General features: G+C 58.3%; 26 protein-coding genes. 5 read left to right on the forward strand and 21 right to left on the reverse strand.

The window, feature by feature from the left end:
• Nucleotides 1–2: 2 nt before the first annotated feature.
• The 14 genes from B9P63_RS02300 to trpS all read right to left on the reverse strand — a co-directional run bounded on the left by B9P63_RS02300 (nucleotide 3) and on the right by trpS (nucleotide 12,564).
• Nucleotides 3–761, reverse strand: a complete 759-nt coding sequence (locus tag B9P63_RS02300) for a TIGR02186 family protein (RefSeq protein WP_085306910.1) — start codon at nucleotides 759–761, stop codon at nucleotides 3–5.
• Entirely contained in the window at nucleotides 762–1,679 is a 918-nt protein-coding gene (locus B9P63_RS02305) for a sulfite exporter TauE/SafE family protein (RefSeq protein ID WP_085306911.1), read from the reverse strand.
• A gap of 98 nt (nucleotides 1,680–1,777) precedes the next feature.
• Nucleotides 1,778–2,743 carry an ABC transporter permease gene (locus B9P63_RS02310; protein ID WP_085307067.1) on the reverse strand — a complete coding sequence of 322 codons (966 nt, stop codon included), beginning with the start codon at nucleotides 2,741–2,743 and terminating at the stop codon, nucleotides 1,778–1,780.
• Complete coding sequence (locus tag B9P63_RS02315; protein ID WP_085306912.1) at nucleotides 2,743–3,837, reverse strand: ABC transporter permease; 1,095 nt, start codon at nucleotides 3,835–3,837, stop codon at nucleotides 2,743–2,745. Before B9P63_RS02315 ends, B9P63_RS02310 begins: the two co-directional genes overlap by 1 nt.
• On the reverse strand, nucleotides 3,837–5,384 hold the full coding sequence (locus tag B9P63_RS02320; protein WP_085306913.1) for an ABC transporter ATP-binding protein: 1,548 nt from the start codon (nucleotides 5,382–5,384) through the stop codon (nucleotides 3,837–3,839). The genes B9P63_RS02315 and B9P63_RS02320 overlap by 1 nt, the downstream gene beginning before the upstream one ends.
• Nucleotides 5,384–5,749: a nuclear transport factor 2 family protein gene (locus tag B9P63_RS02325; RefSeq protein ID WP_085306914.1), complete on the reverse strand. Its 366-nt coding sequence runs from the start codon at nucleotides 5,747–5,749 to the stop codon at nucleotides 5,384–5,386. The genes B9P63_RS02320 and B9P63_RS02325 overlap by 1 nt, the downstream gene beginning before the upstream one ends.
• Before the next feature lie 87 nt (nucleotides 5,750–5,836).
• Complete coding sequence (locus B9P63_RS02330) at nucleotides 5,837–6,832, reverse strand: BMP family lipoprotein (RefSeq protein WP_085306915.1); 996 nt, start codon at nucleotides 6,830–6,832, stop codon at nucleotides 5,837–5,839.
• A 204-nt stretch (nucleotides 6,833–7,036) separates the two neighbouring features.
• Nucleotides 7,037–7,441: a GNAT family N-acetyltransferase gene (locus B9P63_RS02335; RefSeq protein WP_085306916.1), complete on the reverse strand. Its 405-nt coding sequence runs from the start codon at nucleotides 7,439–7,441 to the stop codon at nucleotides 7,037–7,039.
• Entirely contained in the window at nucleotides 7,438–8,028 is a 591-nt protein-coding gene (gene tsaB / locus B9P63_RS02340) for a tRNA (adenosine(37)-N6)-threonylcarbamoyltransferase complex dimerization subunit type 1 TsaB (RefSeq protein ID WP_085306917.1), read from the reverse strand. The genes B9P63_RS02335 and tsaB overlap by 4 nt, the downstream gene beginning before the upstream one ends.
• On the reverse strand, nucleotides 8,018–8,584 hold the full coding sequence (locus B9P63_RS02345; protein WP_085307068.1) for a NifU family protein: 567 nt from the start codon (nucleotides 8,582–8,584) through the stop codon (nucleotides 8,018–8,020). Before B9P63_RS02345 ends, tsaB begins: the two co-directional genes overlap by 11 nt.
• Before the next feature lie 140 nt (nucleotides 8,585–8,724).
• Entirely contained in the window at nucleotides 8,725–9,180 is a 456-nt protein-coding gene (locus tag B9P63_RS02350; protein ID WP_085306918.1) for a universal stress protein, read from the reverse strand.
• 171 nt (nucleotides 9,181–9,351) lie between these two features.
• Nucleotides 9,352–10,218, reverse strand: a complete 867-nt coding sequence (locus tag B9P63_RS02355) for a branched-chain amino acid aminotransferase (protein WP_085306919.1) — start codon at nucleotides 10,216–10,218, stop codon at nucleotides 9,352–9,354.
• Between the two features lie 95 nt (nucleotides 10,219–10,313).
• Nucleotides 10,314–11,324, reverse strand: coding sequence for a Hint domain-containing protein (locus B9P63_RS02360; RefSeq protein WP_085306920.1), 1,011 nt, complete (start codon nucleotides 11,322–11,324; stop codon nucleotides 10,314–10,316).
• A gap of 220 nt (nucleotides 11,325–11,544) precedes the next feature.
• Entirely contained in the window at nucleotides 11,545–12,564 is a 1,020-nt protein-coding gene (gene trpS, locus B9P63_RS02365) for a tryptophan--tRNA ligase (protein ID WP_085306921.1), read from the reverse strand.
• A gap of 81 nt (nucleotides 12,565–12,645) precedes the next feature.
• Here trpS and B9P63_RS02370 point away from each other — a divergent pair, with 81 nt between their 5' ends.
• Nucleotides 12,646–13,347 (forward strand): rhomboid family intramembrane serine protease, encoded by a 702-nt coding sequence (locus tag B9P63_RS02370; protein WP_085307069.1) that lies wholly within the window; start codon nucleotides 12,646–12,648, stop codon nucleotides 13,345–13,347.
• A gap of 68 nt (nucleotides 13,348–13,415) precedes the next feature.
• Here B9P63_RS02370 and murJ read toward each other — a convergent pair whose 3' ends face one another.
• The 3 genes from murJ to B9P63_RS02385 are packed head-to-tail and all read right to left on the reverse strand — an operon-like array spanning nucleotide 13,416 to nucleotide 18,926.
• Nucleotides 13,416–14,963: a murein biosynthesis integral membrane protein MurJ gene (gene murJ / locus B9P63_RS02375; protein WP_085306922.1), complete on the reverse strand. Its 1,548-nt coding sequence runs from the start codon at nucleotides 14,961–14,963 to the stop codon at nucleotides 13,416–13,418.
• A complete protein-coding gene (locus B9P63_RS02380) occupies nucleotides 14,960–17,776 on the reverse strand; it encodes a [protein-PII] uridylyltransferase (protein ID WP_085306923.1) in 2,817 nt (938 codons plus the stop codon). Before B9P63_RS02380 ends, murJ begins: the two co-directional genes overlap by 4 nt.
• Nucleotides 17,736–18,926, reverse strand: coding sequence for a penicillin-binding protein activator (locus B9P63_RS02385; RefSeq protein ID WP_085306924.1), 1,191 nt, complete (start codon nucleotides 18,924–18,926; stop codon nucleotides 17,736–17,738). Before B9P63_RS02385 ends, B9P63_RS02380 begins: the two co-directional genes overlap by 41 nt.
• An 86-nt stretch (nucleotides 18,927–19,012) precedes the next feature.
• Between B9P63_RS02385 and rsmI the strand changes: the two genes are divergently transcribed.
• The 3 genes from rsmI (at nucleotide 19,013) to gshB (ending at nucleotide 21,245) form a co-directional block, all read left to right on the forward strand.
• Nucleotides 19,013–19,879 (forward strand): 16S rRNA (cytidine(1402)-2'-O)-methyltransferase, encoded by an 867-nt coding sequence (gene rsmI, locus B9P63_RS02390; RefSeq protein ID WP_085306925.1) that lies wholly within the window; start codon nucleotides 19,013–19,015, stop codon nucleotides 19,877–19,879.
• Complete coding sequence (locus B9P63_RS02395) at nucleotides 19,876–20,244, forward strand: YraN family protein (RefSeq protein WP_085306926.1); 369 nt, start codon at nucleotides 19,876–19,878, stop codon at nucleotides 20,242–20,244. Before rsmI ends, B9P63_RS02395 begins: the two co-directional genes overlap by 4 nt.
• Nucleotides 20,245–20,309: 65 nt before the next feature.
• Nucleotides 20,310–21,245 carry a glutathione synthase gene (gene gshB, locus B9P63_RS02400; protein WP_085306927.1) on the forward strand — a complete coding sequence of 312 codons (936 nt, stop codon included), beginning with the start codon at nucleotides 20,310–20,312 and terminating at the stop codon, nucleotides 21,243–21,245.
• On the opposite strand, the gene B9P63_RS02405 is transcribed toward gshB, so the two are convergent.
• From B9P63_RS02405 to cobU, 4 genes are all read right to left on the reverse strand, one after another.
• Entirely contained in the window at nucleotides 21,246–22,760 is a 1,515-nt protein-coding gene (locus B9P63_RS02405; protein ID WP_085306928.1) for a YifB family Mg chelatase-like AAA ATPase, read from the reverse strand. It abuts the gene before it with no gap.
• Between the two features lie 63 nt (nucleotides 22,761–22,823).
• Nucleotides 22,824–23,690, reverse strand: a complete 867-nt coding sequence (locus B9P63_RS02410; protein ID WP_085306929.1) for a glutathione S-transferase — start codon at nucleotides 23,688–23,690, stop codon at nucleotides 22,824–22,826.
• Nucleotides 23,691–23,750: 60 nt separating this feature from the next.
• On the reverse strand, nucleotides 23,751–24,326 hold the full coding sequence (locus B9P63_RS02415; protein ID WP_085306930.1) for a histidine phosphatase family protein: 576 nt from the start codon (nucleotides 24,324–24,326) through the stop codon (nucleotides 23,751–23,753).
• Nucleotide 24,327: 1 nt separating this feature from the next.
• Entirely contained in the window at nucleotides 24,328–24,846 is a 519-nt protein-coding gene (gene cobU / locus B9P63_RS02420) for a bifunctional adenosylcobinamide kinase/adenosylcobinamide-phosphate guanylyltransferase (RefSeq protein WP_085306931.1), read from the reverse strand.
• 111 nt (nucleotides 24,847–24,957) lie between these two features.
• On the opposite strand from cobU, the gene B9P63_RS02425 reads away from it, so the two are divergent.
• Entirely contained in the window at nucleotides 24,958–25,836 is an 879-nt protein-coding gene (locus tag B9P63_RS02425) for an RNA polymerase factor sigma-32 (protein WP_085306932.1), read from the forward strand.
• The last annotated feature ends 4 nt before the right edge of the window (nucleotides 25,837–25,840 follow it).

A 25,840-nucleotide genomic window follows, 5' to 3' on the forward strand; every position in this document is an offset into this window, starting at 1 on the left:
TTCTAGTTTCTGCGAAGAACCGTAAAGATTGCCGACGCGCCCCAGCCTGCGATGATCGCGATGGCAAGAGAGAGCAGTCCATAGAGTAGTGGCTGTTGACGCGAGAGGGTGAACAACCACCGCTCAAGCCCGACCTTGCTCACTTCGATTTCGGTCTCGTACTCCGACACGACCTTGCCGCTACGCGTCAGGAAGATGCGTGTGCTATATACGCCTTCTGTGAGGTTTGCAGGCATTGCGATCGAGGTGCGAAACAAGGTTTCCTCGTTGAACTCGATAGTGCCTTCATGCACCTGAAACAGATCGTTTGCCTTACGAATACGAATGACCGCGTCCGTGAAACTTTGTGAATCTGCCACCTCCATCGGTGCCCCGACAGAGCGGATCGCGCGCGGAATGGAAATCTTGTAACGCAGGTCTTCCGTCGCGCTCAGGACATCGGCGAAAGGCGCGCTGGTTGCGACCGCGTAAAAGCTGGGCGCTGCGTCCACTTCGACGGCTTCTGTGTTGATCCAGATGCCATAGCGTTTTTCCTTGCGCCGCACCGTCAGTGGCTCGGACGGTCCTTGGATCGCGATGATCACTTGCAGGGGATCGCCCGTCGGAATTTCGGTTTCGCGTTTGACGGCTCCAAAGATGAAAATTTCCGAACCGTCGAAATTCGTCGTGATCGAAACTTTTGTTTGCGATAGGCCAAGCACCACCTCTTCGGCGGAGGCAGGCAGCGCAAGGGTGATCAAAAGGGCGAGGGCGCGCAGCATCTAATGGCCGCCCGATGCGCCGAGCGAATACAGCTCGGAGGGCATTAACAGCAAATCGAACGCCAGTTTGCCGCATACGGCAAGCACCATGATCGCGAGCAAAATACGCAATTGCTCCGCCTTGAGACGGGTGCCGATCCGCGTGCCGACCTGCGCACCGATCACACCACCGACAAGCAGCAGAACGGCAAGCACCATATCGACAGTGAAGTTTGTTGTTGCGTGCAAAAGCGTGGTGAAAGCGGTCACAAAGATAATCTGGAAGAGCGAGGTTCCAACGACCACTTTGGTTGGCATGCCTAGCAGATAGATCATGGCAGGAACCATTACGAAGCCGCCGCCAACACCCATAATTGCCGCCAGAATACCGACAGCGACGCCGACGATCAGGGGTGGAATGACCGAAATATAAAGACCCGATGTGCGAAAACGCATCTTGAAGGGCAGGGCGTGAATCCAGCCACGCTGCTTACGCTTTGGTGCGCCGCCGGGCTTTTTTGATTTTCGGATCGCGTTCAGGCTTTCGACGAACATCAAAGCGCCGATGATGCCAAGGAAGACGACGTAACAGAGCTTGACCAGAAGATCGACCTGCCCAAGGCTCTTGAGATAATTAAAGACTAGAACGCCTAATGCTGCTCCGACAAGTCCGCCGATTAGCAGCACCGTTCCCATCCTGAAATCGACCGATTTCCGTTTGACGTGGGCTAAAACACCCGAGAAGGACGAGGCGACAATTTGGTTCGCTTCCGTGGCAACCGCGACCGCAGGGGGGATGCCGATGAAGAATAAGAGCGGCGTCATTAAAAAGCCGCCGCCGACCCCGAACATGCCTGACAAAACACCCACAAGCCCACCCAACCCCAACAGGAGGAAGGCGTTTACCGAAACTTCGGCGATGGGAAGGTAGATTTGCATAGACACTCCTAAACCGCGACTGGTCTAGCGCGCAAGGTCTGGCACGAAATTTTGCCAAACTGGTTTGAAGCGGTGGCGCAAACTGGCTATACTCCCTGCTATCTTTCTTTCACGTAAGGCTCGCCCCCGGCGCGCGGTGGAATGGCCTTTCCAACAAATCCGGCAAGGATCACAACGGTCAGGATATAGGGCAAAGCATCCATCACTTGAACCGGCACGGTGAAGGCCCAAAGATCGATGTTCTGATAGCGCAGCGCGATGGCCTGCAAGAAGCCGAAGAGCAGGCAAGCACTAAGTGCATACCACGGACGCCACTTGGCAAAAATAAGCGCAGCAAGCGCGATAAAGCCGCGACCCGCCGTCATATCCTTGACGAAACCCGCTTGCAGGCCCGTGGCAAGATACGCGCCAGCAACGCCGCAAAGCACGCCGCAAATGGCGACAGCGGCAAAGCGCAGACCGACGACGGACACGCCGGCGGTATCGACCGCGGCAGGATTTTCGCCGACCGCGCGCAAACGCAGACCAAACCGCGTGCGATAGAGCAGCCACCAGGTTGCAGGAACAGCTGCCAAAGCGACATAGACCAGAATGGTGTGGCCTGAAATCAGTTCTGAATAGATTGGCCCAAGATAGGGGACACCGCTGAGCGCTTCTGCAAATGGCAATTCTATTGGATTGAAGCGCCCACCGCCCATAAGCGAAGGCGTGCGTCCGCCTTGGCTAAACCAGCTCTGTGCGATCAAAACGGTCATTCCCGCGGCAAGAAAATTGATGGCGACGCCGGAAATAAGCTGGTTGCCGCGAAAGGTGATCGAGGCAAGTCCGTGAATACCCGCAAGCACCAAAGATGCGGCGATACCGGCAAGCAAACCAAGCCAGACAGAGCCTGTCATCGCTGCAATGGCGGCGGAAAAGAAGGCGGCGGCCAACATCTTGCCTTCAAGGCCGATGTCGAAAATGCCCGCGCGTTCGGAAAACAGACCGGCAAGGCAGGCCAGAAGTAGCGGCGTGGCAAGGCGCATCGTACTATCGAGCACCTGGATCATCGAGAGGAAATCCATCATGCGTCTCCCTTGCGAAACATCAAGAACAGCTTTTCGAGCGGAATGCGTACCATGTTATCCAGCGCTCCGGTGAACAGGATCACGAGCGCTTGGATTACCACGATCAATTCTCTTGGGATCGAGGTCCAAAGCGCCAGTTCCGCGCCGCCTTGGTAAAGAAAGCCAAAGAGGATCGCTGCGAGGAACACGCCCAGCGGATGCGAGCGGCCCATTAGAGCGACGGCAATGCCGATGAAGCCTGCGCCCTCGGTCGAGTTCATGATCAATCGCTCGCTCTCGCCCATGACGTTGTTGATCGCCATCATGCCGGCTAGGCCACCCGAGATCAGCATTGCGATAACCGTAATTTTTACAGGGCTGATGCCTGCATATTTCGCCCCGGATTCAGAGTGCCCGAAAGCGCGGATTTCATAGCCGAGTCGTGTGCGCCAGATCAGGAAGTAGACCGCAACGCAGGCCAGCATGGCGACGAGGAGCGAGACGTTCGCAGGTGCCGCTTTAGAAAAAGCGATACCGAAGGGGGCAAGCATATCGTGCAGCGTCGGCAGATGTGTGGCCTCGGGAAACTTGGCCGTGGCCGGGTCCATCGCGCCTGCGGGGCGCATCACGTTAACCAAAAGATAGTTCAGTAAAGCCGCGGCTATGAAGTTGAACATGATCGTCGTGATCACGATGTGACTGCCGCGTTTTGCTTGCAGGTATGCTGGCAAAAACGCCCATGCGGCGCCGAATACAGCCGACGACAGCGTCGCGAAAATAAGGGCCAGCGACCAATGGGGCCAAGGCATGTAAAGGCAGATAACCGCCACGCCGAGGCCCCCGAGCATCGCCTGACCTTCGCCGCCAATATTGAACATGCGCGCATGAAAGGCGACAGAAACAGCGAGCCCTGTGAACATGAAGTTGGTCGCGTAATACAGTGTATAACCCCAGCCATATGTGCTGCCGAGCGAGCCGGAGACCATCATTTTGACGGCGGCAACAGGGTCTTCGCCAATTCCGAGGATGACCAGCGCTGACAGGATCGCCGCGAGGAGGAGCGAGATAAGCGGAACGAGGACCGCGTCGGCCCATGCTGGCATCTTTTCCATTACGCGGCTTCCTCTTCAACAACGCCGGCCATCATCAGCCCCAGCTCTTTTTCATCTGTTTTGCTAGGATCACGGACCCCCATGATCTGCCCGTCGAACATCACTGCGATACGATCCGAGAGCGCGAATATTTCATCGAGCTCGACAGAAACCAGCAGGATCGCTTTTCCCTGATCGCGCAAGGAGACGATCTGTTGGTGAATAAACTCGATCGCACCGATGTCGACACCGCGTGTGGGCTGACCGATAAGCAGCAGATCAGGATTTCGCTCGATCTCGCGCGCCAGAACAATCTTTTGCTGGTTGCCACCCGAAAAATTCTTGGCCGAAAGTTTGGGATTTGGCGGGCGCACATCGAAGCGCTCCATCTTTTCTTCGGTATCTTTGCGAATCGCTGCGTTGTTCATAAAAATACCAGATTGATAGGCGGGGTCGCGATGATAGCCAAAGGCGGTGTTTTCCCAGGCCATATAATCCATAATGAGGCCCTCGCGCTGGCGATCTTCGGGCACATGGGCAATGCCGCGCGCGCGCCGTGACTGGCCGTCGGAAAACTTGCCAGAGACATCAATGTCTTCTCCGTTGATACGGATAATTCCTGTCCCCGACGCAATGCCGCCAAGCACTTCAAGCAGTTCGGACTGCCCGTTGCCCGCAACGCCCGCGATGCCCAGAATTTCGCCCGCTTTCACCTCGAGCGAGATACCCTTGAGCCGCTCGACCCCTTTTTCATCTGTAACGCGCAGGTTTTCGACCTCGAGCACTGTTGCGCCGGGCTTGGCCGGGGTTTTATCTACTTGCAGCAAGACTTTACGCCCGACCATCAACTCCGCGAGACCCGCAGGGGAGGTCTCTGACGTTTTCACCGTAGCGGTCATTTCACCGCGTCGCATGACGCTGACCGTATCGGTCGTATCCATGATCTCACGCAGTTTGTGAGTGATCAGGATGATCGTCTTTCCCTCTTCGCGCAGGCGATTGAGAATGCGAAACAGCTGGTCTGCTTCGGCGGGGGTCAACACGCCTGTGGGTTCATCAAGGATCAGAATATCGGCTTGGCGGTAGAGCGCTTTGAGGATTTCGACACGCTGCTGGTGCCCCACGCTCAGGTTCTCGACGATGGCGTCCGGATCTACGTCCAACCCGTATTCTGCCGCAAGATCGGTCAGGGATTGACGGGCTTTGGCCAAGGACGGGCGCAACATTGGTCCGTCTTCAGCGCCAAGGATGATGTTTTCTAGTACCGAAAAATTCTCGACCAGCTTGAAATGCTGGAACACCATGCCGATGCCCGCTGCGATCGCGGCTTGGCTGTCAGGGATCTGGGTCTTTTTGCCACTGATGAAAATTTCCCCTTTGTCGGCTTTGTAGAACCCGTAGAGAATTGACATCAAAGTGGATTTTCCCGCACCATTTTCACCAATAATCCCATGGATCGTACCGGGCATGACGCGGATTGAAATATCCTTGTTCGCTTGGACCGGGCCGAAGGCTTTGGAAATACCTTTGAGTTCGATTGCTGGCTCAATGCTAGGGGCCGTCGTCATTATGCTGGTGCTCCCGTTCCGGCGAAACCGATCATGCGGGCGATTCTGTCACCGTCCATATCCGCGAAGTATTGGCCATGCTGCACCATTTCGGTGCCATCCGGCCCAGTGCCGCCAAAGGCGACAGTGACACGGTGGCAGTTTGCACTGACGCTGTCATCGACGACTTTGGCGCTCCAACCGGGGGCGTTGGCACTGAACATATTCACATACTCTGCGATCGCTGCGTGGCCGAGCAAAGGTTCGGGAGAGCGCGGATCAGCGTAGGACGCGCCGTCCGCGAAGCAGGGCTTGATCGCGCGCGCGCGCGCAGCATCGTCCGCCATGCCCCAAGCGTCGAAAAAAGTGGTTATGCTATCGCTCATGTCGTTTCTCCCGCAGAGTGCTGAAATCAAAAAGGCCGCGCCACTTTCGCTGCGCGGCCTTTTCTATTTGATCAAAACCAGCGCGTCTTAGAAGCTCAGCGCGGGGCAGCTGTCGTCGGACATGTAGTCATGGACTGTCAACGCGCCGGACGCGATATTGGCAGACGCCTCATCGACCGCCGCTTGCATGTCGGCAGATACGAGCGCTGCGTTATGCTCGTCCATCGCGTAGCCAACGCCGCCGTTGGCGATACCCATCACGTTAAAGCCGGTTTCCATGTCGACGCCGTCCGTCATCGCTTGATAAACCGCATTATCGACGCGCTTCATCATGGATGTCAGGACCTGGCCGGAGTGCAGGTAGTTTTGGTTGCTGTCCACGCCGATGGACAAAACGCCCTCGTCCGCTGCGGTTTGCAGAACGCCAACGCCCGTGCCGCCAGCGGCTGCATAGACGACGTCCGCGCCTTGGCTGATCTGTGCCTTGGTCAACTCGGAGCCTTTGACCGGGTCATTCCAGGCCGCTGGTGTCGTGCCTGTCATGTTGGCGACAACCGTTGCGTCCGCGTTCACTGCCTTGACGCCCTGGGCGTAGCCACATGCAAACTTGCGGATGAGCGGAATGTCCATGCCGCCAATGAAACCGACTGTGCCAGACTTGGATGCCATCGCGGCCATCATGCCCACAAGGTAGGAACCCTCATGCTCGTTGAATACGACAGAGCGCACGTTTGGCTGATCGACGACCATGTCGATGATCGCGAATTTCGTGTCTGGATAATCGGGTGCAACTTCGGTCAGCACGTTGCCGAAGGCAAAACCCGTCATGACGATCGGGTTTGCACCGGCTTCGGCGAAGCGGCGCAGAGCCTGCTCACGCTGGGCTTCGGACTGAAGCTCGATCTCGCGGAAGGTGCCGCCTGTTTCTTCGGCCCAGCGCGTCGCGCCAGCGAAGGCGGATTCGTTGAATGATTTGTCGAATTTGCCGCCCAAATCGAAGATCATGGCAGGCTCGGCAACCAAGGCACCGGCGCTTAGCGCAACAGCAGCCGCGCCACCGAGGAATTTTTGCATTACAGACATAAGTGTCTCCCAGTTTGTTTCGGATGATCGGTCCGTCTGGCGCTAAGACGCAGATTAAAACCGCGCGCGAGCATCCGCGCGTCCATGCGTGATTAGGGCGCAGGGACGGGGCGGGGTCAACCGATTCTTGTCAAAATACCTCTCCTGCACTTGTCGGCCTGTATTTACTTTGCGTCAGCGCTACAGTCGCGCAAGTATTTGGGATCAGAGGTCTTTTGATAGAAGAAGTGCATCTTCGCGCGTGCCATTTGCATATCTATAGTAGCCTTTGCGCTGTCCGTCCAAAATCCAACCTGCGGATGTGTAAAGCGCGATTGCAGAGGCGTTGCCCTGCGCGACTTCAAGGAATGCGCGGGTGCAGTTGAGGGCTTTGGCCTGTGCCTCGAAGGCGCTCAGAATATGCTGGCCATGGCCCTGCTTTTGGTAAACTGGATCGGTCGCGATTTGCAGCAGCTCCACCTCTTCCAGAACGGCGCGGCCGATCGCAAAGGCACGGTGCGTATGCACGTAGAGCGCGCCGGTTTGCGCCAGTTGAGAGGCAAAACTCCGGGCGTTCCAAGGGGATGCGCTTGCGCGTGCATGAAGCGCTGCGAGGTCTTCGGGCGTCATGGAACAATGAGCGGCGGCGCATCGCGGGGCGGGGCTGCATCAGCCGCCTTGATGTAGAGCGGCGCAGGGCGCGGTTGATCAACGCCAAAGCGTGCAGCTGCAATTTGGGCGATTGTGATAGCCGGGTTGAGGTCTTTGGTCTCAAAGACGAGAGGGCGGCTTAGCGTGTCAGCTTCATCGCGGGTCAGCATTTTCGCCTCTGCACCGTGCTTTTGCACATAGAATTTGCCCTGCGGAGCAGGCACGCATGGATAGCCTTGTCCGGGTGTCGTGGCTGCGATGATATCAAACCTGTTCACGCCTATCGCAGGGATACCAAGCCCCAAGGCCAAGCCGCGCGCAGCGCTGACGGAAATCCGGATGCCTGTGAAATTACCTGGCCCGATGCCTACGCCGATTGCGCTGAGACCACCCCAAGCGGTGCTTTGCTCTTGCAGTATGTCTTCGAGCAAAACCATGATCCGCTCTGCTTGACCGCGTGCCATTTCCTCGCGCCGCTCAGCGATGATGGTGCTGCCGCACAGCAAAGCGGCCGCACAATGTGCGGCCGATGTATCAAATGCCAGAACGATTGGGTCAGACTGCAACGGGGCGCACTTCGGTGACTTCGGGAATGTAGTGGCGCAGCAGGTTCTCGATACCCATCTTCAGCGTCAAAGTGGACGAAGGACAACCAGCGCATGCACCTTGCATGTGCAGGTAAACGACGCCGCGATCAAAACCGTGGAAGGTGATATCGCCGCCGTCTTGCGCAACGGCAGGACGCACACGGCTGTCGAGCAATTCTTTGATCTGCCCGACGATTTCACCATGCTCGCCCGTGTGCTCCGCATGGCCCGAATTGGGCTGGGCCGCGTCACCTGCCATGATGGGAGAGCCGGATTGGAAATGCTCCATGATCGCGCCAAGGATCGCAGGTTTGATGTGATCCCATTCGACTGCGTCATCCTTGGTCACTGTGATGAAATCCGTGCCGAAGAAGACGCCCGTGGTGCCATCGACGCCAAAAATGCGCGCGGCGAGGGGGGAAACTTCCGCGCCTACGGAATTCGGGAAATCAGCTGTGCCCATTTCAAGCACGGTCTGGCCGGGCAGGAATTTCAGGGTCGCAGGGTTTGGCGTGGATTCGGTTTGAATAAACATGATGTGTCTCTCCAGCAGGGTGAGATTGATATGTGTGGCGCGCGTCGTTTTGTCAATATTTAGAAGCATTCTAAACTAGGTGGCAAGTCGCAGCAAGTCCCAACGATTGCTGCGAATGCGCCGATGTACTGCGTTATGCCTTAAGTGATCGCCTCGAGGCGTTCTTTGGACAACTCGCCCGGAACGATGGTGATCGGAATATCAAGGCTGCCCGAACTGCGCGTGAGCTGTGTGACCAGCGGACCAGGGCCTTTCTTGTCCGAGCTGGCACCAAGAACCAGCACACCGACTTCGTCGTCATCATTGCACTGGGCAAGAATTTGCTCGACCGGATCGCCTTCGCGGATCACAAGTTCCGGGTCCACTCCTTGCTTGTCGCGCATCCATTTGGCGAATACCTCGAAATGGGCATGAATCCTCTCGCGCGCCTCTTCGCGCATGATATCGCCGACGCCGATCCAGTGGTTGAATTCATCCGGAGGAATCACAGAAAGAATTTCCACGCCGCCGCCCGTGTTCGCAGCGCGCATCGCGGCGAACCGCATCGCGTTCAGGCATTCGCGGCTATCGTCCAACACAACCAGAAATTTCCGCATATCTTCGCTCCTTGCAGGCCACTTTCGAGCATGGCGCAACGCACAGGTCGGCGCAACGGTTTTCGCGGTTTCAAAATGTGCCTGCTGCGCAGGCGCAGGTTTGTTTGATTTTGGGGCTCTGCCCCGTCGATCGAAGATCGATTCCCCGCGATATTTTTGGAAAGAGAAAGATCAAAGTGGTTGCGACGCAGCCCAATCCCAATACATCTCGCGCACGCGGCGAGTGACGGGGCCGATTTGGTATTGGCGTTCGTCAAAGGCGGTGACGGGGGTTACTTTGCTCATGTTGCCAGAAAGAAAAACTTCGTCCGCATTTTTGAAATCATCGAAACTCAGCACGGTTTCATGCACTTTTGTGCCATCCAGCGCGAGGTTGGACATGTGGCGCGCGCGGGTGATGCCCGCCAAGAACGTTCCGTTGGGGATGGGCGTGAACACCTCACCGTCCTTGACCATGAATACGTTGGCGGAGGCGGTTTCGGCGACGTTGCCCATGGCATCCGCCACCAGCGCATTGCCGAAGCCTTTGCGGCGCGCCTCGGCCAACATGCGTGCGTTGTTCGGATAGAGGCAACCGGCTTTGGCATTGACGACGTTGTCCTCCATCACGGGGCGGCGAAAGCGGGTGGTGGTCAATGTCGTCGCAGCCTCGGGAGGGGCCATCGGGATGAGCTCGAGCGAGATCGCGAAGCCTGTGGCGCCGGGGCGTGGAACGATGCCCATCTCATCGCCCTCGAGCGCCCAGTACATAGGGCGGATATAGACCGCATCGCCGGGGCCGTAGGATTTAAGACCTTCGCGCACGATATCGAGCATGTCGCTCGTGGCGACGTTGGGGGTGATCATCAGCGCTTCGGCAGAGCGGTTGACGCGGGCGAGGTGGCGCTCAAGATCAGGTGCCTTGCCGTTCACGAAACGCGCGCCGTCGAACACCGTGGTGCCGAGCCATGCGCCATGATCGGCCGCTTTCATGACGCTGATGTCCGCATCATGCCAGCGTCCTTCGAAGTAGGTTTTGATGTTCGTTCCGGTCGCCATAATCGTCCCCCCGTTGGTTCGGGGCAATCTAGGAGGCTTGGCGGTGCAGGTCTAGTTGGATCATGTGTAATGCGCCTCGTGTTTAGGACCTGTGGCTAGAACGTCAGTGCGCCGAGCAGTTGCGCTTCGTGTTTGCGCAGGCACAGGCGGGCGGTGGCATCGAAGTCGCCGCGCGCGTGCCTTGCCAGTTCGGGAAAGAGCGAGAGCACCTCGCTGCGCGCGCGCAGGTCCAATGCGTCGAGCGCGGCGTCGCCGGGGAAGAAACTTTCGCTTGGGGCGCCGTTGGCGAAAACGATCTCGTGACGCTCGAAAAGCATGTGGATATAGGTGACCGCGCCGCCATAAACACGGGTTATCCCGGGGTTCGTACACAAATGTTTGGCGCTGACCAGCACCTCGTGCTCTGCGAAGAGAATATCTGCGGAGGCGGCTTCGACCAGCATGCGATGGTTCGGGGACACAAGCAGATCGCGGGTGTTGCCGAGCCTGTCCGCTGCGATGCGCACCGGGGCGAGTTTGCCGCGTGCAAGGACGGTTTTTGCGCCGATCCAGCGCAGGGGCTGATAGCCGTTGTCGCGGGTGGCGACGCGATCGCCGACGCGAAGGGTTTCTATCGCTCTAGGGCCCTTGTCGGTCAGGATATCGGTGCCGGCGGTGAAACAGACCACCAAGCTCGAGTAGTCGATCTGGCCGCGATAATTGCCCGAGGACAAGGTGATCGAATCGCCCGGCGAAACGGGAATGTCGAAAGCGTTGTAATAGTCGCCATCTTGCCCGCCGCGCGCGGCAGGATCGGTGCCGGTATAGATGCGGATGAGGTAGGCATTGCCGGTTTCGCCCGTGGTATTGTTCGTTACCGTGTAGCGATAGACGGATTGCACCACTTGCCCCGCGCCGTAGGATCCATCGAAGGGCGTGGCCAGGGTTTGCTGGCTAAAATCGACGGTTTGGCCGCCACCCCCGCTTTCATCATCGAAAACGCCGTCATCATCGAGAACTTGCATGGTCGAGGGCGTGCCACTAGCGGTAAACGTACCTGTAGAAATAGAGCCAGATGAGCGACCAAGGTCGGTGTTCGAATAGGCCATTAAGGAATAAACAGGCATCACTTACACTCCGAAAGCGGATGCGCTGAAATATGCGCAAAGCTCTGAAAACCGAGTTAACGCTGACAGGAGTATCGTAAAAATTTGGCGCAACTTTGTCGAATTTTGCGCGAAGGCGTGACAGCTTGTGGATGATTGGTTGGCGATAGCCACCTGAGGCGCGAAAAAAAAGGGCGCACCCGAAGATACGCCCTTTGAATTTAGTGAACCCGGTGCCCGATCAGGAGCGGATCATGCCGACGATATCATAGGTTTTTTCCAGAATCGGATTGGCGATTTTACGCGCGCGCGCAGAGCCTTGCCCGAGAATGCGATCGATTTCCGCAGGATCGCCCATGAGGCGGGCCATTTCTGCGCTGATCGGCGAGAGCTTTTCGACCGCAAGATCGACGAGCATCGGCTTGAACTCGGAGAACTGCTTGCCGCCTACATCGGCCAGAACCGCATCGGCGGATTGATCGCTGAGGGCCGCGAAGATGTTCACGAGATTGCGCGCTTCTGGACGATCCTCAAGGCCTTTGGCCTCGGAGGGCAAGGCATCCGGATCCGTCTTGGCTTTGCGAATTTTCTTGGCGATCGTATCCGCGTCATCGGTCATATTAATGCGCGCGGCATCGGAGGGATCGGATTTGGACATCTTTTTGGTGCCATCGCGCAAGGACATCACACGCGTCGCTGCGCCCTCGATCACAGGTTCGGTCATTGGAAAGAAATCCACGCCAAAATCATGATTGAATTTAGCCGCGACATCGCGGGTCAGCTCTAGATGTTGCTTTTGATCTTCACCTACAGGCACGTGCGTCGAGTGGTAGATCAAGATATCAGCGGCCATGAGCGCAGGATAACCGAACAAACCAAGCGAGGCGTTTTCGGCGTTCTTGCCGGCCTTGTCCTTGAACTGGGTCATCCGCTTCATCCAGCCCATACGGGCGACGCAGCTGAAGAGCCAACCAAGCTCGGCATGGGCCGAGACCTGGGATTGATTGAACAAGATGGATTTCGCAGGATCGAGGCCAGCTGCGATGTAGCCAGCGGCCAATTCGCGCGTGTTGTGGCGCAAGTCTGCAGGGTCTTGCCAGACGGTAATGGCGTGCAGGTCGACCATGCAATAAAGCGTTTCAATGCCGCTTTCCTGCATATCGACGAAACGCTTGATCGCGCCGAGATAGTTGCCAAGGGTCAGGCCGCCCGAAGGCTGGATGCCTGAAAAGACACGGGGTGTGTGGACCACCTCTGTCATGGGAAATCTCCATCTGGATTGTTGAGTCCGGCTGATCTACCCATGGGTGTCCGTATCGTCAAGCAAAGCAGGCCAAACACAATGTCACAAGATCCAGACCGCACGCCCGAAACGATCAGCCCTGTCAATCCGTTGCCCCCTGTCGTGGTGGCGATGTTCCTGATGGTGATCGGGATCGAGGCGACAGTATCTTTGGCAGCGCGAGGGATCATCGGGGGGCCTGCGGGGATCGGATGGCGCTTGGAAGCGGTGCAGAGTTATGCATTTTCGGGGCTGATTTTCGATTGGATGTGGGACAACGGGCAATGGCCCGCAGAGCATTTGATCCGCTTCGTGAGTTATCTTTTTGTGCACACAAGTTTCACTCATGCGCTGTTCGTCTGCGTGATGCTTCTGGCGCTGGGCAAGATGGTGGGAGAGGTCTTTACGGGTCTTGCGACCCTCAGCGTTTTCGTGCTGTCCGGGGCGATCGGTGCCTTGGCCTATGCGGTGCTGCTGGATGATCAAGCCCCGTTGGTGGGGGGATTTCCAGGCGTTTACGGGCTTATCGGGGCGTTTACCTATCTATTATGGCTCAAGCTTGGGGAGCTTGGGGCGCAGCAGGTGAGGGCGTTTACGCTGATCGGATTCCTGATGGGGATACAGTTGGTGTTCGGGCTGATCTTTGGTGTGCAGAGTGATTGGGTCGCGGATGTGGTCGGGTTTGCAACAGGGTTCTGCATGTCTTTCATCGTGAGCCCCGGAGGATTTTCGCGGCTTCGGGAAAAGATGAAGCGTGACTGAAAAAAAGGGGGCCAGCCCCCGTCTGCATGTGCAGACTCCCCCGAAGTTTATTTTGGAAAATGAAGGGGTTAATGACCGCGCCGCATCGCGCCTTTGAGTTCCGAGAGGCGTATCGCTCCAGTCAGCTGTGCGAGCGCAAAATAGCTGGCCATGCCGATCGCCACCAGAATGAATAGCGCCAGATAGCGCCAGCCGTCCATCCCGAGGAAAGTAGACATGGAGGCGCTTGCGCTCCAGAGGATGCCGCCCATTGATGCGGAGGCGAGGCAAATGCGCCAGATGCGGCGGCGCAGTTGCGCGTCAAAGCGTGCGACTTCGCCCATGGGGCGCGTACCGATCGCGAGGCAGAGCACCATGATCCAGCCCGCGAGTGTCGTGGCGATGGCAGGCGCGATCCAGCCGATAAACGGCGCGAGGCCAAACGCGAGTGCTGCGTTGACGGCCATGGCGACAAGCGCGTAGCGGAAAGGGGATTTCGTGTCCTCGCGTGCGTAGAATAGTGGCTGCAGGGTCTTTTGCAGCACGAATGCAGGCAGACCTAGGCCGTAGATCGCCACGGCCACGGCGATGGCGGCGCTGTCATCGGAGGTCATCGCGCCGCGCTCGAACAAAACGGTGACCAGCGGCAGCGGGATTACCATCAGCGCGACCGAAGCGGGAATGGTGAGCGCGAGCGAAATTTCCGTAGCGCGCGAAAAGGCGGCGCGCGCGCCCCTGTCATCGCCCGATTGCAAGCGGCGCGACAGGTCTGGCAAGAGCACGATGCCAACGGCGATGCCGACCACGCCGAGCGGTAGTTGATAGAGGCGATCAGCGGCAAAGAGCCAGCCCACCGCGCGATCAAAGTAGCTGGCGACCTGCTGGCCCACGAGCAGGTTGATCTGCATGACGCCGCCCGCCATAGCGGCGGGGACGGCGATCTTTACCAGATGGCGCATGTCGGGGGTAAAGCGCGGGCGTTGAAGGCGTAGCATGATGCCTGCGCGCTTGGCAGCGATCCAGACCAGAACCAGTTGCGCGAAGCCTGCAAGCGGGATCATCCAGATCAGCGCGCGCGCCACATCGCGCCCTGTGTAGGCGGCAAAGAGGATAGCGCTAACCAAGAGGATGTTCAGCAAAACAGGTGCAGCGGCAGCGGCGGCAAAGCGGCCCGCAGCGTTGAGTACGCCAGAGGCAAGTGCGGCTAGCGAGATGAACAGGATATAGGGAAAGGCGATGCGCCCGAATTCGACTGAAAGGTCGAAGGTTTCCGTGCCTGCAAAGCCGCTCGCGAGTGCATAGATGAGCCAGGGCATTGCCACCTGCGCGGCGATAGTGAAAACGATCAGGATGCTCGCCAGCCCCGAGAACGCCTCGTTCGCGAAGGCATTGGGTTGATCATTCGCCTCCAACCGCTTGGAGAACATTGGCACGAAGGCGAGATTGAATGCCCCTTCGGCAAAGAAACGGCGAAACATGTTGGGCAGGCGAAAGGCGACCACGAAGGCTTGATAGGCCGGGCCGGTGCCAAGGTAGGACAGGATCAGCGCATCGCGCACGAAGCCGAGCACGCGGCTCAGTAAGGTCCACATTCCAACGGTGAACACGCCTGAAATCATCCGCACCGGGCTGCTCATGACAGGCGCGCGCGCTCTGCGCCCTCGCTGATCGCGTCGCGCAATTTCTTTTCAAGCGTTCGCTGTTTGGAGGCGGTGTAGAATTTCAAACCGAACATATCCTTGACGTAGAAGGTATCGACCACCTGTTCGCCATATGTGGCGATAACGGCGGAAGAAATATAGACGTTCATGCTCGCCATGCAGCGGGTCAGATCATAGAGCAGGCCGGGGCGGTCGCGCGTGTCTACTTCGATGATCGTGTAGATCTCGGAGCCTTCATTGTCGAAGGTAATATGGGTCGGTACGCGAAACGCGCGTTCGCGTTTCTTGATTTTGTCGCGGTTTTTGATCGCCTCTGTCGCGACGACTTCGCCGCTGAGGGTCTTGTCGATCATTTGCTTGAGGCGTGCGATGCGCGTGTCCTCATAGGGACTGCCTTCGCCGTCCTGAATCCAGAATGCGGCGGTGGCATAGCCGTCCTTGGAGGTGAAGGTACGGGCATCGACAACATTGGCACCGACCAGCGCCAAAGCGCCGGCAAGGCGCGAAAAGATGCCGGGATGATCGGCAAGCGCAAAGCACACGCGCGTGGCGTCACGGTCCTCGTCGGGGTGAATGTCGAAGGCGATCTTGTCGTCCTCGATGTCGCGCAGAAGATTGGCGAAAATCACATGCGCGGTGACGTGAAAGCCTTGCCAATAAGGCGGATAATGCCGCGCCGTTTCCGCCTTGAGCGCCTTCTTGCTCCAATCCGCCAGCGCCTCGCGCAGCGCGCGTTTGGCGTCCGTACCGCGCTGTTCGCGGTTGAGATCCTCAAGGCCGTTTTCCAGCGCATAACGCGTCTGGCGATAGAGCGCGCGGATCAGCACCGCTTTCCAGTTGTTCCATGTGTTCGGCCCGACGCCGCGAATATCGCAAACTGTCAGCACCGTCAGCAGATCGAGCCGCTTGACGTTCTGTACCGCTTTGGCGAAATCGCGCACCGTGCGCGGATCGGAGATATCGCGCTTTTGCGCCATGTCGGACATTAGCAAATGATAGCGCACCAGCCAGTCGACGGTCTCGGTCTCAGCCTTGCTCAGGCCAAGGCGCGGCGCGACCTTGCGCGCGATCTGCGCTCCGAGGATAGAGTGATCCTCGGGGCGTCCCTTGCCGATATCATGCAAGAGCATTGCGACGTAGAGCACCTTGCGGTTGATGTCCTTGGTCAGGATTTCCGTGGAAATCGGCAATTCGTCTTCCAATTCGCCGCGTTCGATCTGCGCGAGATTGCGGATGCACTGGATCGTATGTTCGTCCACCGTGTAGTGGTGATACATATTAAATTGCATCATCGCTACGATCGGTTCGAATTCGGGAATGAAGGCGGACAAGACCCCTAGCTCGTTCATCCGGCGCAGCGCGCGTTCGGGGTTGCCGTGCTTGAGCATCAGATCGAGGAAGATGCGGCGCGCTTCTGGATCATTGCGCATGGCATCATCAATCAGATCAAGATTGGCCTTCACCAAAAGCATCGCGTCGGGATGGATCAACATGCCTGTGCGCAGCCCTTCCTCGAACAGGCGCAGGATGTTGAGCTTGTCTTGCAGAAACACGTCCGGATCGGTGAGCGCAAGGCGCCCGTGGACCACTTGATAGCCCTGCTTCATGCGCGGGCGGCGGCGGAAGATACGTTCGAGCAGAGGTTCGCTTTTGACGTGGATTGCTTCGAGCTTGGTCAGGAATATGCGCGTCAGATCACCTACGGCGGTGGCGTGGCGAAAGAAATCCTGCATGAAGATTTCCACGGCGCGTCGTCCCCGTGCGTCGACATAGCCCATTTGCGCGGCCACTTCGACCTGTAGATCGAATGTCAGTTGCTCCATTGGGCGGCGCGCGATCAGATGCAGATGGCCGCGCACGGCCCAGAGGAAACTCTCGGCGTCCTCGAACGTGGCGAAATCCTCGTCGGTGAACACGCCTACGGTGACCAGATCGGCGACGTCCTGCACGCCGTGGACATATTTCGCAATCCAGAACAGCGATTGCAGATCGCGCAAGCCGCCCTTGCCTTCCTTGACGTTCGGCTCGACTACATAGCGTTGTCCGCCCTGCTTTTCATGGCGCAAATCGCGCTCTTCGAGCTTGGCCTCGATGAACTCGCGCGAGGATCCGGCGAACAGCTCGTCCCACAGGCGCGCTTCCAGCGCTTCGGCAAGGGGTTTGTCACCGCTTAGAAAACGGTGCTCCAGCATTGCGGTGCGAATGGTGAAGTCTTCGCCACCAAGGCGGATGCACTCGCGGATCGTGCGCGTGGCCTGTCCGACTTTCAGGCGCAGATCCCAAAGGATATAGAGCATGGATTCAATCACGCTCTCGGCCCAGGGGGTCACTTTGTAAGGCGTCAGAAACAGCAAATCAACGTCGCTTTGAGGGGCCATTTCGCCGCGTCCATAGCCGCCTACGGCGATTACTGCTATGCGTTCCTGCTCGGTTGGATTGGGCAGCGGATGCAGGATGCGGGTCGCGACCAGAAACGCGGTCTCGATCAGGCAATCCGTCAGGTAGGTATAGGAGCGCGTCATTGGCCGGGCTGCGAAAGGCGCGGCGCGCAGCGCGTCTGCAATCACGTCCATTCCCGCCTCGCGCGCCGCACCCAAATGGGTGACGACGGCTTTGCGGATCGCCATCGCGTCGCGGGTGCCTTCGATATCATGCTCAATCGCGCCAAGCACTTCGGCGCGATCAAAGATGCCTTGCGCGGGGGCGATCAGATCTTCGCGTGCAAGGAGGGATAATTGCAGCTTGGGCTCAGAAGCCTGCGCCGGAGAATTTGGATGGGGCAGGGTCAATGATTACCACCTGTTTGTCGCGCACCATTGCTACAGCGAGAGCACGTTCGTTCGTTCCGTTGGGACGCAGGCGGAATGCGCCGGAAACGCCTTGAAAACCAGCGCCCTGCGTCAAGGCTCCTGCGGTGAGTGCCTTGCTATTGCCTGCCTCCACAAGAGCGCCGATTGCCGCAATGCCGTCATAGGCCAATCCGGCCAGTTGATGCGGCGCATTGCCGTAGGCTTGGGTGTAGCGCGTCTGGAAATTCTGGATCATGGCCTGATCCGGCATCGCAAACCAGCCGTTCTGCAAGCCCGGTAGGTCGAGCGTTTGCGCTGGCACGTCCCAGCGACCAAGGCCGATGTATTGGATGTTCGCCGGGCTCACGCCTGCTTCTGGCAGCATCTGCGCGAGGATTGGCAGCGCCCCTGCGGAGTTGGAGGTCAAAACCAACGTGTCTGCGCCGGTGCTGTCCATTGCCGATTTGATCTGCGGCACGGCGGCGACGACGCCCTGCTGGCTGAACTCGAACCCGTTGACCGAGGCGACGGCAATTCCGTTTCGCGACGCGGCCTGTTGCACTGCGTTACGGCCGAACTGCCCCTCGACGTTGTTGGGATGTGCGATCAGCACTTTGGTTTTCCCCTGGCGCGCGGCAAAGCTCATCAAGCGGTTTGCCGTGTTCTCGAAGGTAGGGCCAAGCACGAAGACGTTGCCACCCGCGATGGAGGCGTTGTTTGAAAAGCTCAGGATATTCACATTCTGATTGGCCACGGCGACGCCTGCGGCGTTCGCGGCATCAGCAAAGAGCGGGCCAAGAATGATCTGCGCGCCGTCTGCAACAGCCTGTTGGGCCAGAGTCGCAGCTTGCTCGGTCGAGCCGCCCGTATCATAGACACGAAGATCGATTTTGACGTTGGTCAGGTCAGCTATTGCAAGGCGCGCTGCGTTCTCGAGTGCGGTGGCGACGCCGCCGGCACCCTCGCTGGATTTTGGAATCAGCAAAGCGACGGGAACCGGCGCCGATGTATCAATCGTTGGCCCTGCGCCGCCGCCCGCGCTCGTGCCGCCACCAACGGTGATCGGTTGACAAGCTGCCACTGCAAGCGCAGCAGAGACAAAGACGGCGCGTGTCAGCGCCTTGCGGGTCGAAGACAAAAAAGCAAACATAAAAATATATACCCCCTGATGGACGGTCGCTTTTGGCACCGCCGGTCAAGGCTTCATAATAAACGTCATGAAAGGCGGGTCCAGAGGTGAATGCAAAGACAGTGAAATTGGATGGCGGATTGTACTTTGTCGCAACGCCCATTGGCACCGCGCGCGATATTACACTGCGCGCTCTGGATATTTTTGCCTCTGCGGATGTTCTGGCGGCGGAGGACACGCGCTCGCTGCGCCGTTTGATGGATATTCACGGCATCGCACTGGGGGATCGTCCTTTGCTCTCATATCACGATCACAACGGTGCACGTGTGCGGCCCAAACTTATGCAATACTTGGCTGAGGGACGCTCGATCGCCTACGCAAGCGAGGCGGGAACGCCCCTGATCGCTGATCCTGGGTATGATCTGTCCAAAGAAGTGGCAGAACAGGGGTATCTCGTGACTTCGGCCCCCGGTCCCACGGCTGTGGCAACGGCGCTGACGCTTGCGGGGCTGCCCACGGACAAGTTTCTGTTTGCCGGATTCCTGCCCAACTCCAAAGCTGCGCGGATTTCCGCAATCGAGGCACTGCGGGACGTGCCCGCAACACTAGTTTTCTACGAATCGCCCAAGCGCATCGGCGCAATGCTGGCCGATTGCGCAGCCACTTTGGGGGATCGGCGCGCTGCGATGTGCCGTGAGTTAACTAAAAAGTTTGAAGAGATTAGGCGCGGTACTTTGAATGAGCTATGCTTGTCCGTGAAGGATGCGCCGCCGAAAGGTGAAATTGTCGTTGTGATTGATCGTGCGGGTCAATCGGTTGTTAACGTCTCTGATCTAGAAGCGGACTTGCGCGATGCACTGGGGCGTATGTCGGTGCGCGATGCCTCTGAAATGGTGGCGGGCGCGCATGGGATGGCGCGGCGCAAGGTGTATCAAATGGCCTTGGGACTGGATCGAGCGGATGAAGACGGATGAATAAATCACTCACGGGAACCATAGCCAACCTTGCAGGGCAAAGCGCCGAAATGCAGGTAGCTGCAGATTATGAGCGCCGTGGGCATCATTTGGCGGCGCGGCGCTGGCGCGGCAAAGCGGGCGAGGTTGATCTGATTTTTAATTCTGGCTCCGAGGTCGTTTTCGTCGAAGTAAAGAAAGCGCGACATTTTTCCGATGCAGCGCTGCGTATTTCATCGCGCCAGCAACAGCGCATTTGCCTTGCGGCAGAGGAATATCTGGGAACCCAGCCCAACGGGTTACTGACCCCGATGCGCGTCGACGCGGCCTTTGTGAACGGGCATGGCGAAGTGCAGGTTCTGGAAAACGCCATCGGCCATTTCTGACGCGCCAGCCATTGCGCCCGCCGCGACCCTGCGCCATGTAAGCAGGGAAATCTGGAGAAGCGCACATGAAAATCGCATTTCAAATGGACCCGATCGAACACGTTAATATCGACGCTGATAGTTCTTTTCGACTGGCGGAAGAGGCCCAAGCGCGCGGCCATTCGTTGTTTTATTACGCACCTGATATGCTGGCTTATGAAGAGGGCCGCGTCACGGCGCGCGGTCATGATTTTACGGTGCAGCGCATTCAGGGCGATCACGTCGATTTAGGGCCCGAGCGCGTGATAGATCTACGCGAAATGGATGTGGTCTGGCTGCGTCAGGACCCGCCGTTCGACATGAACTACATTACATCAACGCATATTCTGGACCGTATTCACCGCGAAACGCTGGTCGTCAACGATCCGTTTTGGGTGCGAAATTACCCTGAAAAGCTGCTGGTTCTGGATTTCCCTGATCTCACGCCGCCCACCACAATCGCGCGCGATCTCGAGACGATCAAGGCGTTCAAGGCAAAGCATCAGGACGTGATTCTGAAGCCGCTCTACGGCAATGGTGGTGCCGGAGTATTCCGCTTAGATGCGAATGATCGCAATCTGACGTCGCTGCATGAGCTTTTCACGGGATTTAGTCGCGAACCGTTGATCGTGCAAAAATTTCTGCCTGACGTGTCCAACGGCGACAAGCGGGTCATTCTTGTGGATGGCGAGCCAGTGGGTGCGATTAACCGCGTGCCCGCCAAGGGGGAAACTCGCTCGAACATGCACGTTGGCGGACGTCCGGAGAAGATTGGCCTGACCGAGCGTGATCTTGAGATCTGCGCGCGCATCGGTCCGCTTTTGCGTGAAAAAGGGCAGGTTTTCGTCGGGATTGATGTGATCGGTGACTATCTGACCGAAATAAACGTGACCTCCCCCACAGGAATTCAGGAGCTTGAGCGTTTTGACGGCGTAAACATTGCCGAAAAGATCTGGCAGGCGATCGAAGCAAAGCGCGCTTGATCAGATACCTTCAGGGCCGGACAATCTGAAACTCAGGGCTTCGGCGACATGGCTGGGCGCTATATCTTGTGCGCCCTCGAGATCGGCGACGGTGCGCGCAACGCGCAAAATGCGGTGATAGCCGCGCGCGCTTAATCCGAAGCGTTCTGCCCCATTGGTGAGCATCTTCTTGCCCTCGCTGCAGAGCATTGTGATGTCTTTCAACGCCTCCCCTTCGGCGTCCGCATTGGTGCGCATCCAGTCGTGATCTGCAAAGCGCCTGTCCTGAACCGCGCGCGCAGCGGCGACGCGCCCTGCGACGGTTTCACTGCTTTCGCCGTTGGCGGGCAGATCGAGATCGGTGAAGTGTACGGGTGGCACTTCGACCCGTAGATCGAAGCGATCCATCAAAGGCCCGGAAATGCGGCCCATGTAATCCTGGGCGCAAAGCGGCATTTTCGAACAGGCTCGCGCAGGATCAAAGGCATAGCCGCAACGGCAGGGGTTGGCGGCGGCCACCAGCATGAAGCGACAGGGATATTTCACATGGGCATTGGCGCGGGCGATCATCACTTCGCCTGTTTCGATCGGTTGGCGCAGGGTTTCCAAGACCTGTCGCGGAAATTCGGGAAACTCGTCCATGAAGAGCACACCATTATGCGCCAGCGACACTTCTCCCGGTTTGGCCGTGCGTCCGCCGCCGATGATAGCAGCCATGGAGGCGGTGTGATGGGGTTCGCGAAACGGTCGCGTTCGCGAAATGCCGCCCTCGTCCAGCAGGCCGGACAGGGAATGGATCATCGAGGTTTCTAGCGCTTCCATGGCGCTGAGGGGGGGTAGAAGGCTTGGCAGGCGCGCCGCCAGCATGGATTTACCAGAGCCGGGCGTGCCTACTAGAAGGATGTGGTGACGCCCGGCAGCGGCGATTTCCAGCGCACGTTTGGCGCGTTCCTGCCCTTTGACATCGCGGATATCCTTGTCGCTCCGGGCGCTCTGAACGGTGCCGGGTTCAGCAGGCGCAATCGCGCTTTGACCGGTGAAATGGCGCACCACATCACCAAGGGTTTTCGCGGCGATCACTTCGGCAGCGCCGACCCATGCGGCCTCCGCGCCCGAGGCGGCAGGGCACAAAAGCGAGCGATCTTCGCGCGCTGCGGCCATGGCGGCAGGCAATGCGCCGACCACGGGAACGAGGGTACCGTCCAAGGAGAGTTCGCCCAAAGAAATCGTTTGCTCGATTTCATCGGCAGGGACAATGTCGAGCGCCGCGAGCAAAGAGAGTGCGATGGGCAGATCGAAATGTGAGCCTTCCTTGGGCAAATCCGCCGGTGAGAGGTTAATCGTGATCCGCTTCGACGGCAGTGCAATGGACATGGCCGAGAGCGCGGCGCGCACGCGATCGCGCGCTTCCGACACCGCCTTGTCCGGCAGACCGACGATGGAAAACGCAGGCAATCCCGGGGTTACGGCGCATTGAACCTCGACGCTGCGCGCGCTGACGCCCTCGAAGGCAACTGTATAGGCATGCGCGACCATTGGGTTTCTCCTGTTAACCATACTGGCCTAGCGGAGAAACCCTTTAAGAAAGGTAAACGCGGATCAAACGAGTGCCATAAACGCGGGCCACGCTTCTGGATCGGCGACGGTCTTGTTACGGCAAAACGGGTTGCAGAAGCCAAAGATGCGCCCGTCCATTTGCATCACATGCGTGATTGCTTTGCCCGAATAGGGGCAGGCTTCGTTTTCTGGTGTGCCTGTCGCAATGGCTTTTGCGGCGCGCGGGGCAGGGCCGTTCCAGTCGCGGGTCGGGTAGTCCTTGCGATACCAGGGTAAATCGGGTCCATGAACCAGCCCCATTGCGCGCCAGCGGCGAAAGGCAGGATCGGTCAAATGGGCGGCAACATAGGCCGCGGCATCCTTCGCCACAGGCAATGAATACCCTGCGATGCGCGCGGCTACGGGTGCAAAAAAGGCATCGGCTGCAGAGTATTCGCCCAAAAGCCAAGGCCCGTCAGTCGTGCGCTGTGCGCGGGCATAGGCCCAAATCGTTTCCAAACGCGCTAAATCGGCACGAACTTCATCACTTGGGGCACTGTCACGATAGCACACCCGAAGGTTCATCGGGCATTCGGAGCGCAACGCGGTGAACCCCGTGGCCATCTCGGCGACCAAGGTCCGCGCAATCGCGCGCGCCCTAGGATCGGCGGCCCAGATGCCTGCCTCTGGATGACGCGTTGCCAGTTCTTCGGCGATGGCGGCGGATTCGGAAATCACCGCGCCGTCATCCGTAACCAGCGTCGGCACCGTGCGCGCTGCGCCGATATCGGCCATTTGCCGCGCGACATCGCGCTCCACAAAAGGGACCATTTTGCTTCGCGCCGATAGCCCGAAACGGTTCACGAGCAGCCAGCCACGCAGCGACCAACTCGAATAGGCGTAATCGCCGATATATAGATCATAACCCATGACACCAAACCTAGGCCGATGCCGCACTTTGGCACAAATGTTGATTTGTTCGCAGGTCTATCAAGGACGGTGATTGATCGCGCCTGGACGCCAGCGGCCTGCTTCGATGATCGCTTCGGTTACGGAGAGGTTGTCGATGCGCTGGGCAAAGGTTTGATAGCTCTCCAGCCCGCTCGCGCGTTGCAGCTGGCTGAGCACCACGCCGAAATGGCACACGACGATCAGATCGCTGGTGCAGCTTTGAAGCAACGTATCGACGGCGCCGGAAACGCGGGCGCACAGCGCATTCCAGCTTTCGCCGTTTGGCGGAGCGATATCGCCAGGTTGCTCGTAAAAAGCGCGCACATGATCTGGGGCCTCGGTGGAGACATCTTTAAAGCCGCGGTTTTCCCAATCGCCAAAATTGAATTCGCGCAAGGCCGGATTGTGGGGCAGTCGGGTGCGCGCACTCATGATTGCATTGGCGGTGTCTACGGTGCGGATAAGGTCGGAGGAAACCACGCGCGCCTGATCGGGAAGATATTTATCAAGCCTCTCAAGGGCACCTGTGTCGGAAAGGTCGGCAGGCAGGTCGGTCCAGCCGATCATGCCCTTGGCGTGGGTCGGGCCGTGGCGCACAAGGAAAAGCCGCTGCATGTCAAAGTACCCCTTTGAGGATTTGTGGCAGGCCTGCGATCACGTTGACGACCGCATTTGCCTGCGCTGCGAGACGCTGGTTCAACTCGCCCTGGGCCTGGCGAAAACGGCGCGAAAGCGGATCGGCGGGCACTATCCCAAGGCCAAGTTCGTTGGTGACTACGACCACATCAGCGCGGCAGTCTGCGATCCCCTGCAGCAAATCTGCTTCGGCTTTTTCCATGTCGCTTTCGTCCATCAGGTGGTTCATCAGCCACATCGTCGCGCAATCGAGGAGCACGCATTCATCGGCTTTTCGTGCGCTCAATACTTGCTCGGGCGCTATCGGTGCCTCGCGCGTGTCCCAACCTGCGCCGCGCATGTTCTTGTGTCGCTCGACCTTGCGCTCCATTTCGCGATCTAGCACGCGGGCGGTCGCGACGTAGACGCGGGCCTTTCCTGTGCGCACGAGCAAATTCTCTGCGTAGGCGGATTTGCCAGAGGCAGCGCCGCCGATCACCAATGTTAGGGTTCCAGACATTTTCGGCGCTCCAAGTGATCCGTTTTGCGCTGACCTGCGTAACTTTATTATAGCGCGATGAAAACCTCATGCGCTGTGGTCGATGACAAATAAAGTCGTAAGGGGAAGAACATGGCACTGGATAATGTTGGTGACGCGAAGTTCTCACGCAGGGCAATGAAGGCGGAAATGCTGGATGCGGAGACCGAATTGAAATTGGCCTATGCTTGGCGGGACGAGCGGGACGAGGCGGCGCTGCACCGCTTGATCACAGCTTACATGCGCCTTGCGATTTCCATGGCCTCCAAGTTTCGTCGCTACGGCGCGCCGATGAATGATCTTATCCAAGAGGCGGGATTGGGGTTGATGAAAGCGGCGGACAAGTTTGACCCAGACCGCGGCGTGCGTTTTTCAACCTACGCCGTGTGGTGGATCAAAGCCTCGATCCAGGATCATGTGATGCGCAACTGGTCGATGGTGCGGACTGGTTCAACATCCTCCCAAAAGTCCTTGTTTTTCAACATGCGTCGCGTGCAGGCGCGCCTTGAGCGCGAAGCAATGCAGCGTGGCGAAGAGCTTGATCGTCATCAACTGCACCAGATGATCTCGACAGAGATTGGCGTGCCGATGAACGATGTGGAAATGATGCACGGACGGTTGTCCGGGTCGGATTTTTCGCTCAATGCGACGCAATCTGTTGAGGATGAGGGGCGTGAGTGGATCGACGCACTTGAAGACGATACCGCGCAGGCCGAAGAGATCGTGGAAAATTCTCACGATACGGAGCAACTGCGCGCGTGGCTGCTTAATGCGATGAATGCGCTGAACGAGCGCGAGCGCTTTATCGTGCGTGAGCGCAAGTTGCTCGACACGCCGCGCACCTTGGAAAGCCTCGGCAACGAGCTTGGCCTGTCCAAAGAGCGGGTGCGCCAGTTAGAAGCCGCGGCGTTTCAAAAGATGCGCAAGACGCTCGAAGCGCAAAGCAGCGAGGTGCATGCGTTTCTAGCCTAGGGTG

The organism is Planktotalea arctica, assembly GCF_002105285.1.
Classification (GTDB): Bacteria; Pseudomonadota; Alphaproteobacteria; order Rhodobacterales; family Rhodobacteraceae; genus Planktotalea; species Planktotalea arctica.